General features: G+C 69.1%; 9 protein-coding genes and 2 pseudogenes. 1 reads left to right on the plus strand and 10 read right to left on the minus strand.

Annotation, left to right across the window (positions count from 1 at the left end):
* The 6 genes and pseudogenes from BST27_RS28835 to BST27_RS28855 form a co-directional block, all read right to left on the minus strand.
* On the minus strand, positions 1-609 hold a 609-nt coding region (locus tag BST27_RS28835), incomplete at its 3' end, for a PE family protein (RefSeq protein ID WP_139805432.1).
* 1,352 nt (positions 610-1,961) lie between these two features.
* Positions 1,962-2,054 (minus strand): annotated as a pseudogene (locus BST27_RS35140) (PE family protein); the annotation flags it as partial.
* 801 nt (positions 2,055-2,855) lie between these two features.
* Positions 2,856-3,074 (minus strand): annotated as a pseudogene (locus BST27_RS35145) (PE family protein); the annotation flags it as partial.
* Between the two features lie 138 nt (positions 3,075-3,212).
* Positions 3,213-4,424 (minus strand): DNA polymerase IV, encoded by a 1,212-nt coding sequence (gene dinB, locus BST27_RS28845; RefSeq protein WP_069422497.1) that lies wholly within the window; start codon positions 4,422-4,424, stop codon positions 3,213-3,215.
* 33 nt (positions 4,425-4,457) lie between these two features.
* The gene (locus BST27_RS28850; protein WP_069422498.1) at positions 4,458-5,063 is read right to left on the minus strand and encodes a class I SAM-dependent methyltransferase; all 606 of its coding nucleotides are present in this window, start codon (positions 5,061-5,063) and stop codon (positions 4,458-4,460) included.
* Positions 5,064-5,088: 25 nt separating this feature from the next.
* Positions 5,089-5,736 (minus strand): TetR/AcrR family transcriptional regulator, encoded by a 648-nt coding sequence (locus BST27_RS28855; RefSeq protein WP_069422499.1) that lies wholly within the window; start codon positions 5,734-5,736, stop codon positions 5,089-5,091.
* 77 nt (positions 5,737-5,813) lie between these two features.
* Between BST27_RS28855 and BST27_RS28860 the strand changes: the two genes are divergently transcribed.
* The gene (locus BST27_RS28860; RefSeq protein ID WP_069422500.1) at positions 5,814-7,286 is read left to right on the plus strand and encodes a flavin-containing monooxygenase; all 1,473 of its coding nucleotides are present in this window, start codon (positions 5,814-5,816) and stop codon (positions 7,284-7,286) included.
* Positions 7,287-7,305: 19 nt separating this feature from the next.
* Here the strand turns inward: BST27_RS28860 and rraA are convergent, their stop codons facing one another.
* From rraA to BST27_RS28880, 4 genes are all read right to left on the minus strand, one after another.
* Entirely contained in the window at positions 7,306-7,785 is a 480-nt protein-coding gene (gene rraA / locus BST27_RS28865) for a ribonuclease E activity regulator RraA (RefSeq protein ID WP_069422501.1), read from the minus strand.
* Positions 7,786-7,790: 5 nt separating this feature from the next.
* Positions 7,791-8,306: an Rv3852 family protein gene (locus BST27_RS28870; protein ID WP_069422502.1), complete on the minus strand. Its 516-nt coding sequence runs from the start codon at positions 8,304-8,306 to the stop codon at positions 7,791-7,793.
* A gap of 80 nt (positions 8,307-8,386) precedes the next feature.
* Positions 8,387-8,605, minus strand: a complete 219-nt coding sequence (locus tag BST27_RS28875; RefSeq protein WP_232007470.1) for a hypothetical protein — start codon at positions 8,603-8,605, stop codon at positions 8,387-8,389.
* Positions 8,606-8,610: 5 nt separating this feature from the next.
* On the minus strand, positions 8,611-9,267 hold the full coding sequence (locus BST27_RS28880) for a DUF6474 family protein (RefSeq protein WP_069422504.1): 657 nt from the start codon (positions 9,265-9,267) through the stop codon (positions 8,611-8,613).
* Between the last annotated feature and the right edge of the window lie 146 nt (positions 9,268-9,413).

Here is a 9,413-nt window from a genome sequence, read left to right on the forward strand (position 1 = left end):
GATGAGCCCGTTGGCCCCTCCGGCCCCGCCGTTCCCGCCTGGCCCGCCGATGAGGGCCTTGCCGTTGCCACCTGCTCCGCCGCTGCCGCCATGTCCCCACAAGCCCGCCGATCCGCCCGCCCCGCCGGCCTGCCCGAGAGCGCCCGAGCCGCCGTTCCCACCGTTACCGATCAGCCACCCTCCGTCGGCGCCCGCCTGCCCGGTCCCCGGCGCCCCGTCGGCTCCATTGCCAAACAGCGGGCGCCCGGTCAGTAGCTTGATCGGATCGAAGTTGAACAACCCCAAGCCCTGCAGTTCGCCGACCAGCGCGGTCAGCGGGTCCGCACTGGCCGCTTCCGCCGTCGCGTACAAACCCGCGCCGGACGTCAGCGTTTGCACAAACCGCTCGTGAAACAGCGCCGCCTGCCCGCTGAGCGCCTGATACTCCCCGGCGTAGTCCTCGAACACCCGAGAGATGGCGACCGAGACTTCGTCCTGCGCAGCGGCCAACGCGGATGTGGTCGAGCGCGCCGCTGTCCCGTTGGCCGAACTGATCGCCGAGCCGATTGCGTTGAGATCCGCCGAGACCGTGCCCAGGACCTCCGGGGTGACAAATACAAAAGTCGGCATCTTCGGCCCCCAATCCTCGCGCCCGAATGATGCGGGGTAGGTCGAATCTACGCCTGTCAGGGCATCCGTCTATGAAATTCCGAGAATTTGCAAATGTGATGCAAAGATATGTACGACGCCGTACCGACAGCACCCCTGCGGGGCTCCGCCGGTTGCGGGGAGTGGACGACGTCAGAACCCGGCGAACTGGGCGACGTTGTGGGGTGCGTCGCCCAGTTCGCTGCCGATTTGGCGGTGAGCGGGCGTGCCCGCTGACGGCTTGGCTAGGCCTTGCCGTTGTTTCCGTTGTTGCCGAGCAGGAGCCCGCCGGTGCCGCCGGTGCCGGCGGTGCCCCCGGCCTTGCCGGCGTTGCCGCCGTTACCACCGTTGCCGACGAGGACTGCGTTGCCGCCATTGCCGCCCGTGCCTGCGGTGGTGGCGCCGAAGCCGCCTGCGCCGCCGTCGCCGCCGCTGCCGGTGACACCGGCCTTCCCGCCGGTGCCGCCGGTCCCGCCGGTGCCCTGGCCGTTCGCGTTGGCGCCGGATCCACCGGCCCCGCCCGCACCGCCGGAGCCAGACAGCAGTCCGGCGTTGCCGCCGGCGCCGCCGGCGCCGCCCTGGAATGTGGTGCTGCCGCCGGCGCCGCCGTGCCCGCCGGTACCGCCGGCTCCGCCGGAGCCGAACAGCAGGCTGGCGTTGCCACCGGCCCCGCCGGCACCGCCTGTCGTGGTGCTGGCTCCACCACTGCCACCGGCGCCGCCGGTGCCGAAGGACAGCAACCCGGCGTTGCCTCCGTTGCCGCCGGCCCCGCCCGTATCTCCCGAGTAACCGCCGGACCCGCCGTCGCCGCCGGAGCCGAACAGCCCGCCCGTGCCTCCATTACCGCCGTTGCCGGCCAGACCGCCAGCCCCGCCGGTGCCACCAGCACCGAACAGCAGCCCGTTACCACCGGCCCCGCCTGCGGCGCCGGCGCCGCCGGACCCGCCGACCCCGCCGTTGCTGAACAGACCGCCGCTGCCCCCGGCCCCGCCCACACCGGTGGGGCCCGAGGCAGCACCGTAGCCGCCGCTGCCGGCGGCGCCGCCGAGTAATCCGGCGTTGCCGCCGCGCCCCCCCGCGCCGCCCTTGCCGGCGTTGATCGCCTGGCCGCCGGCCCCGCCAGTACCGCCGGAACCGTTCAGCAGTGCCGAACCGCCCGCGCCGCCGGTGCCGCCGATCCCGCCGGCGCCGTTGGCGATGCCGCCGGCCCCACCTGTGCCGCCGTTGCCGAACAACCCACCGCCAGCACCGCCCGCGCCACCGTTGCCGCCGGCCCCGGCGGCGGCGGTGTTGGTCGCCCCGTGGGCACCGTTGCCGCCGTTGCCGAACAGCCAGCCGCCGTCGCCGCCGGCCGCCCCGGTTCCCGGGGTTCCGTTGGCGCCGTTGCCAATCAGCGGGCGTCCGGTCAACGCCTGCACCGGCTGGTTGACGATGTTGAGCACACCTTGCTGCAGGACGTGGAGCGGGTTGGTGCTTACCGGCGCGCCAATCCCGTCCGCGCCCAGCAGCAGCCCGCTGGTGCCGCCGAGGCCGGCCTTGCCGGCGGTCGCGCCGGTACCGCCGCTGCCCGCGTTGCCGCCGTTGCCGATCAGCACTCCGTTTCCGCCGGTGCCGCCGTTTCCGCCGGTGGTGATGCCCGCGCCACCGTTGCCGCCGTTCCCGCCGTTGCCGAACACCCCGGAGTTACCGCCGGCCCCGCCGGTGGCAGCTCCGAAGGTGAAGCCGCCCGCACCACCGGTACCGGCGGCACCGAACAACAAGCCGGCGTTGCCGCCGCGGCCACCCGCACCGCCGCCCGCGCCGGCGCCATCGGTGGAGGCACCACCCACGCCGCCGGCGCCACCCGAGCCCCACAGCATCGCGTTGCCACCCGCACCGCCGGCGCCGCCGGCCTTGCCCGCCGTGGTGGCCACACCTCCGGCCCCACCGGCTCCACCGCTGCCGAACAGCCCGCTCACTCCACCGGCCCCACCGGGCCCGCCGTCCGCCCCCGCGGTCGAGGTGCCCGAGCCGCCGGCCCCGCCGTTGCCGATCAACCATCCACCGGCGCCGCCGTTTTGGCCCGTCCCGGGAGCGCCGTTGGCGCCGTTGCCGATCAGCGGGCGCCCGGTCTGGGCCACAAACTGCGCATTGACCACGTCCAGCAGACTCTGCAACGGTTGCGCCGCAGCGGATTCCGCCGACGCATACGATCCGGCACTACCGGTCAGCGCCTGCACGAACTGGGCATGAAACGACGCCGCCTGCGCGCTCACACTCTGGTACTGAGCACCGAACGTCCCGAACAGTTCCGCGATGGCCACCGACACCTCATCCTGCGCCGCCGCCAGCACACCCGTCGTGTGGGCCGCAGCCGCAGCATTGGCCGACTCCACCGCCGATCCAATCCCAGCCAAGTCTGATGCCGCCGCGGCGATGAACTCCGGCACCGCAATGACAAACGACATTTGTTACCTCCCAAGGCAATTCGCGCAGAAGTCGCACCGAACCGCGGGGCCGGTGAGTCACCGATGCAGGTCGGTAGGGCAGGAGCGTATGGCGATCGGGGCGAATACCCATGGGGCATCTGCCCCATTTGTTGTCAGTCAGTCCGGCAGGTGGGGCATCTCCAGGCCGGGGTTGCGGCCGACCAGTACGGCGCGCGTCACCGCAGTGTTGCCGAAGCGCCGGCGGATCTGGTCGACGGCGGCGTCCACCGCCAGCGACTCACCGCTGAACGGCAGCATCAGCTGCTGGGCGCCGTCGCGGTCGATGCCGGACACGGCGAAGCCGACCAGCGTCAAACCCTTCTCGGCAATGAGCGGCGCGGCCGACGAGACGAGCCGGCGCGCCGCGCCGAGGATGGTTTCCGTCGACGACGTAGCCCACGGCAGGGTGTGCGATCGGGTGGCCCGGCCGAAGTCGTCGAACCGCAGCCGCAGGACCACCGTCCGCCCGGTGCGCCCCGCCTTGCGCATGCGCCCGGTGATCCGGTCGATCAACGTGACCACGACGGCATCGAGCTCGGCGGGGGACATGGTGTTGCCGCGAGTTCCGAGGGCACGCTGGGCGCCGATCGACCTACGCCGGACACCGGTGGTGACCCGGCGACGGTCGATGTTGCGGGACAACGCGTACAGCTGGCGGCCCATGGCACCACCCAGCATCGAGGCCAGAGTGGACTCGCTGAGCTCGGCGACATCGGCGACGGTTCTGATGCCGTGAGCCTGCAACTTCTCGGCGGTCTTGGCGCCTACGCCCCACAACCGGCGCACCGGCAATGGACGCAAAAATTGCAGCTCCTGATCAGGCGGGACGAGGAGCAACCCGTCGGGCTTGGCTTCCTGGCTGGCGACCTTCGCAAGGAACTTCGTTCGGGCGATGCCTACCGTGATGGGGAGGCCAACTTGGTCGCGGACGTCGGCGCGCAGTTGCGCGGCGATCTGTACCGGGCTGCCGGAGACCCGCCCACTTGTCCGGCGCAGCCCGCTGACGTCGATGAAGGCTTCGTCGACCGAGAGCGGCTCCACGATCGGCGAGAAGTTGCGAAACACCTCGAACACCGCCTCGCTGGCGTGCGAGTACGCGCGCATGCGGGGCGGCACCACCACGGCGTGCGGGCACAGCCGTCGCGCCTGACCCCCGCCCATGGCCGTCCGCACGCCGTAGGCCTTGGCCTCGTAGCTGGCGGCCAGCACGACGCCGCCGCCGACGATCACCGGGCGACCCCGCAACGAGGGGTCGTCGCGCTGCTCGACGGAGGCGTAGAACGAATCCAGGTCCGCGTGCAGGATGGACGCCTCGCACCGCACGAACATATGTTCGCATGCGGGTCCGACAACCAGCCGTTCTCAAGCCGCTCGAAGCAGCGCAACCAGAAAATCGGAGTCATCGGCGAACGGCCGCAGATCCCACGTGGACAACAGCAGGTCGGGCGTCAGCCTGGCTTCGGTGGTGTCGTCGAGAAATTGGGCGAACGGGTACCCGCGCCCGGCGCCGAAGCCGATCACGGCGCGGCCGTCGGCGGCGAGGTGGGCGCGCACCCGGCCCAGCACCGTGACCCGGGTGCTCGGGGCAAGAAACGTCATGACGTTGCCGGCCAACACGATCACGTCGAACGGCTCGGGGATGCCGCGCGCGGGCAAGTCGAGTTCGGCGAGGTCGCCGACCAGATAGCGCGGCCCGGGATGATCCTGTTCGGCCGCCTCGATGAGCACCGGGTCGACGTCGACGCCGACGACGTCGTGACCGGCGGCGGCGAGATACCCGCTCAACCGGCCGGGGCCGCAGCCGGCGTCGAGGATGCGGGCACCACGGGGAGCCATCGCGTCGATGAGACGCGCCTCGCCGGCCAGATCCTCACCGGCGCGTGCCATGGCACGGAAGCGCTCGATGTACCAGTGTGAGTGCCCGGGGTTGGCCGCGACCTTGCGCATCCAGAGGCTTTCCTCGCCCATACGGCCATTGTCGCAAGACGAAGATCTAACGGGCCTCGCCGTAGATGCTGCTCACCCAGATGTGCACGAGGTTGTCCAGCACATGCTCTTCCGGTATGGACGGCTTCTCGCCGGAGAACAGTGCGATCAGCGTGCGTTCGTTCATCAGGTTGAGTGCCGTGGCCAACTCCTCGCTGGGCAAGGTGCGTGGTGCGGCGCCGCGGTCGCGCTCGACGTCGATGGCCGCCGCACAGAAGCTGATCCACTTCTGCATGAACTTCGACAACAGTTCGCGCAGCTCGGGATTGGTGCCGCTGGCGGCCACGCTGGCACGAGTCACCGCCCGGTGGGACCCGAAGGTTTCGAAGAACACGTTGATCCCGATGCGCCAGCGGTTCTCCCCTTGCTCGGCCATGCTCTGGCTGAGCGCTTCCAATGCGGAGTCGGCCTCATTGACCACTCGGTCGAACAGCGTCAGCAGCACCGCTTCCTTGGACGGAAAGTAGAAGTAGAACGTGGGCCGGGAGATGCCGGCGCCCTTGGCCAGGTCGTCGACGGAGATGTCACTGAGCGGGCGGTCCTCGAGCAGCCGCTCGGCGGTGGCCAGGATCGCCAACTCGCGATCGTCGCCGGACGGCCGGGCGGTACGCCGGCCCCGGCGCGGCGAAACCTGGCTGGCGGCGGAGGAGGTCACGACCCGCAGCTTACCGCGGTGTTGAGAAATTCGACAGAGTGTTGACCCCCTCGACAGGGCGTTGATAGCGTGTCGACATGACTGAGCACCTCGACGTCGTCATCGTCGGCGCTGGCATCTCGGGGGTTAGCGCGGCCTGGCATTTGCAGGACCGTTGTCCGACCAAGAGCTACGTGATCCTGGAAAAGCGCGCGGCCATGGGCGGCACCTGGGACCTGTTCCGCTACCCGGGCATTCGCTCCGACTCCGATATGCACACCCTGGGCTTTCGGTTCCGGCCGTGGACGGAACGCCAGGCGATTGCCGACGGCGGACCGATCCTTGAGTACGTCAAGAGCACCGCGGCCATGTACGGCATCGACAAGCACATCCGGTACAACCAGAAGGTCGTCAACGCCGACTGGTCGAGCGCGGAGAACCGCTGGACGGTCCAGATCGACAGCAACGGCGAGCAGCGCAGCATCACCTGCTCGTTCCTGTTCCTCTGCAGTGGCTACTACAACTACGAAGAGGGCTACTCGCCGAAGTTCGCCGGGTCGGAGGACTTCACCGGCGCGATCATTCACCCCCAACACTGGCCCGAGGATCTCGACTACGAAGGCAAGAACATCGTCGTGATCGGCAGTGGCGCCACGGCCGTCACCCTCGTTCCGGCGCTGGCCAACTCGGGCGCCAAGCACGTGACGATGCTGCAACGCTCGCCCACCTACATCGTGTCGCAACCCAAGCGCGACACCATAGCTGAGCGGCTCAACCACTATCTCCCCGAGCGCATGGCGTACACCGCGGTGCGGTGGAAGAACGTGGTCCGTGGGGCGGCCGTGTACGGCGCGTGCCAGAAGTGGCCGCGCCGCATGCGCAAGATGTTCATGGGCCTGGCCAAGAAGCAACTGCCCGAGGGTTATGACGTGCGAAAGCATTTCGGACCGCACTACAACCCGTGGGAGCAGCGGTTGTGCGTGGTGCCCAACGGCGATCTGTTCCGCGCCATCCGGCACGGCAAGGTCGACGTGGTCACCGAAACCATCGACCGGTTCATCCCGACCGGCATCCGGCTGAACTCCGGGCAGGAAATTGCGGCCGACATCATCATCACCGCAACGGGTTTGAACCTGCTGCTGTTCGGCGGGGCGGGCGTCTCCATCGATGGCGAACCGGTGGATGTCACCAAGTCGGTGGCCTACAAGGGCATGATGCTCTCCGGCATCCCGAACATGGCCTACACGGTGGGTTACACCAATGCGTCCTGGACCCTCAAGGCCGATCTGGTGTCGGAGTTCGTCTGCCGTCTGTTGAACCACATGGACGCCAACGGGTTTGAGACGGTGGTGGTGGATCGGCCGGGCCCCGATGTCGAGGAGCGGCCGTTCATGGAGTTCACGCCCGGGTACGTGTTGCGCTCACTGGACCAACTTCCGAAGCAGGGTTCGCGCACACCGTGGCGGCTCAACCAGAACTACCTGCGCGACATCCGCCTCATCCGACGGGGCAAGCTCGAGGACGAAGGCTTGCTGTTCGCGAAAAAGCCCGCTCCCGTGGGGGTTTCGTAACCGGTTTGGGGTCGGGTCGCTACGGTGTCACGACGACAATGCCGTCATCGTCGCTGTAGGCGATGTCGCCGGGCACGAACGTTATTCCGCCCAAGCTGATTTCGACGTCGCGCTCGCCGGCGCCGGTCTTGGTGCTCTTGCGCGGATTGGTGCCCAACGCCTTGATGCCGATATCGATGCCGCGCAGCGCGGCGGAGTCGCGCACCGCGCCGTGCACGATCAGACCGGCCCAGCCGTTCGAGCGGGCCAACTCGGCGATCAGATCACCGACCAACGCGGTGTGCACCGAGCCCGCGCCGTCGATCACCAGCACTCCGCCCTCGCCCGGCTGTGAAAGCACCGACTTGAGCAGGGCGTTGTCCTGGAAGCAGCGCACGGTGCTGATGGGACCGGCGAACTCGGTGCGGCCGCCGAACTGCCGGAACTGAAGGTCGCAGCTGCGTACGTCGGGACCGATGTCGTCGACCAGGTCGGCCGTCGGGCGGAACGAGATCGTCATTGTCGTCAGTGCCGGCGCAGCTGCCGGACCAGCACCAACGCCAGCAGGCTCAGGGCGATGGCGACCACCAGCGGCACGGGGGAGTGGCCACCCGTCAGGCCCGGCTCCGAGCGAGGAAGCGGGTCGGGGGCCTTCTCCACGGTCGACTTCGCCTGCGCAGCGGCGGCTTTGGCGGCGGCGGCCAGTTCTCCGTTGGTGTCGGCTCGGTGCTGGACGCCGAAGACCTCGTCGGCCAGCTTTGGCGGCGCGGATTCCGGGCTGGTGGGCTTCTTCTCGGGCGCCTGCTCGGGCGCTTTCTTGGCGGGAGCCTCCTTGGCAGGGGCCTTCTTGGCAGGGGCCTTCTTGGCAGGGACTTTCTTGGCCGGAGCCTTCTTCGCAGGTGCCTTCTTTGCGGGCGTTTTCGCGGCCTTCTTGGCGGGCTGCTTCTTGGCCGGCGGGGTCGGCTCTGCCGACGGGGCCGGGGGCGGCGCCGCCGGGGCCGGTTGGGCCTCGCTGTCGGGTCGATCCTGCGGGTCTGCCATGCGGCCGCTCCTCGTAACTACTTTCTTCGTCGCTGTCGCTCAGTCGCGAATCAATCGAGTCCCATCATGCCAGGACGTGATCAGCGACCCCGGCGTGCCGCCCAGAGCGCGACCACGGCGACCGCCGCGACGGTGCCGACCGCGAACGGCCAGGTCGGAATGTCGCCGCCGTCGTGGGTAGGAGCGGCGACCAAGCTGGGTGCCGGTGTTGCCGCATTCGCCGTCGCCAAGCCAAGCGCGGCGCCCAAGATAAGGGCCACCAGTACCGAAGCGAGCACCGAACCCAGCGCAGGGCGCACGCGGATCAGCTCAATCCCAGCCGGGCAAACAGGTCGGCCTCGATACCGTCGAGTTGCGCCGAGATGGCGTTGTGGGCCTCCCGGCGGCGGGCCGACGGCATGTTTTCGGCCGCGGTGACGGCCGCCGACAGATCGGACAGCCGCTCGGAGATCGCCGAGACGAACTGCCTGGTCTCCGGGTCCTTCGGCTTCTTCTGCTCGACCACTCGCAACGACTGCTCCGCACCCGCAATCCGGGCCGACAGCCGCGCGCCGTGCCCGGAAAACCGCCCGAGCTGTGCCAACGGAATGCCCAGCCGGTCGGCGCGACGCTGATCGATCAGACCGCGGGCCGCGATCGCCGCGCGGTAGATCACCGGCGTCAGGATTGGGGCGAGCAGCCGCGACACCGTGAGGGTGCGACGAATTCGAGTGGGCGACAACAACTTACCTTCACGAACCGCCTTTAGCTCGGTCTCGGCGACTTTCAACGCCAACCGGTCGCTTTCCCGCTGGGCCTTGAGCTGCGCCTTGAGTGCCTTCGCCTCGGCCTTCTGGGCGGCCTTGATCCGCTTCTTCTCGTTCTTGGCCGACAGCTTGGCTTCCAGCTTGGCGCCCGCCTTCAGTGCCTTCGCTTCGGCGCGACGGGTCGCACGGCTCTTACGCTTGCGGAACAGGCCCATTCCCGGCCGCCTCCCGGTTATCTCGTGGACTACCGCGTTACTTGTACGCGATCGCTGGGCCAACCCTAACCCAGATTTTTCGTGAAATGCCTCGAGAAACGGGGTGTAGATAAGCGAAAGTGCCTGTCCTGCAAGGGATAATTGGA

Source organism: Mycobacterium intermedium (assembly GCF_002086275.1).
Lineage (GTDB): Bacteria > Actinomycetota > Actinomycetes > Mycobacteriales > Mycobacteriaceae > Mycobacterium > Mycobacterium intermedium.

Excerpts from the sequence above, each read along its gene's own strand:
- rraA (WP_069422501.1), bottom strand. The coding sequence starts at position 7,785 with ATGACGATCTCGTTCCGCCCGACGGCCGACCTGGTCGACGACATCGGT.
- BST27_RS28880 (WP_069422504.1), bottom strand. The coding sequence starts at position 9,267 with ATGGGCCTGTTCCGCAAGCGTAAGAGCCGTGCGACCCGTCGCGCCGAA.
- BST27_RS28850 (WP_069422498.1), bottom strand. The coding sequence starts at position 5,063 with ATGGGCGAGGAAAGCCTCTGGATGCGCAAGGTCGCGGCCAACCCCGGG.
- dinB (WP_069422497.1), bottom strand. The coding sequence starts at position 4,424 with ATGTTCGTGCGGTGCGAGGCGTCCATCCTGCACGCGGACCTGGATTCG.
- BST27_RS28860 (WP_069422500.1), top strand. The coding sequence starts at position 5,814 with ATGACTGAGCACCTCGACGTCGTCATCGTCGGCGCTGGCATCTCGGGG.
- BST27_RS28870 (WP_069422502.1), bottom strand. The coding sequence starts at position 8,306 with ATGGCAGACCCGCAGGATCGACCCGACAGCGAGGCCCAACCGGCCCCG.